The organism is Kitasatospora saccharophila (assembly GCF_039529925.1).
Taxonomy (GTDB): Bacteria; Actinomycetota; Actinomycetes; order Streptomycetales; family Streptomycetaceae; genus Kitasatospora; species Kitasatospora saccharophila.
Map to the genome: position 1 here is coordinate 1 of NZ_BAAANS010000194.1, position 552 is coordinate 552.

Sequence of the window (552 nt, forward strand, 5' to 3'; positions counted from 1 at the left end):
GGATCTCCACCACTCACCAAGGTGCTCGGCTCGGGCTGGCGTGGGCGTGGGCACGCTGCAGGTGGGCCGCTGGGTTCGTGGTGTGGGAGTTGGTGAGTGGTGGGTGTCCGCTCTGCCCGCCGACCCGAGGCCGGCCGACGGCCATCACTGATCAACCTGGCCGGCTGAGCGGCGGCTGGGGATGATCCAGACGTGGAACAGGAAGTGCAGACGGCCAACTGAGGGCTTGATCAGTGGTGGGCGTCGGCCGGAGCGCGACATGAGCCGTCGAGTGGAGCCGAGCGCCGGCGAGCGGAGGGCCCCGCGTAGGGGTTGCTCCTCCGCTCGCCAGGTGCCGGCTAGTTGTACATCTTGTCCAGCAGGTCGCCGTACTGGGTTTCGACGTGCTTGCGCTTGAGCTTGAGGCTCGGGGTCATCTCGCCGCCTTCGACCGTGAGGTCCCGGTCGAGGATGGTGAACTTCTTGATGGTTTCCCAGCGGTTCAGGCCGGCGTTGAGCTCGTCGACGTAGCCCTGGATCATCGTGTGGGCGGCGTCGGAGTTCGCGATCTCG

At 67.0% G+C, this 552-nt stretch carries 1 pseudogene; it reads right to left on the reverse strand.

Annotated elements, in window-relative coordinates:
- Window positions 1–338: 338 nt before the first annotated feature.
- Window positions 339–552: pseudogene (locus tag ABD345_RS40130) on the reverse strand (long-chain fatty acid--CoA ligase); the annotation flags it as partial.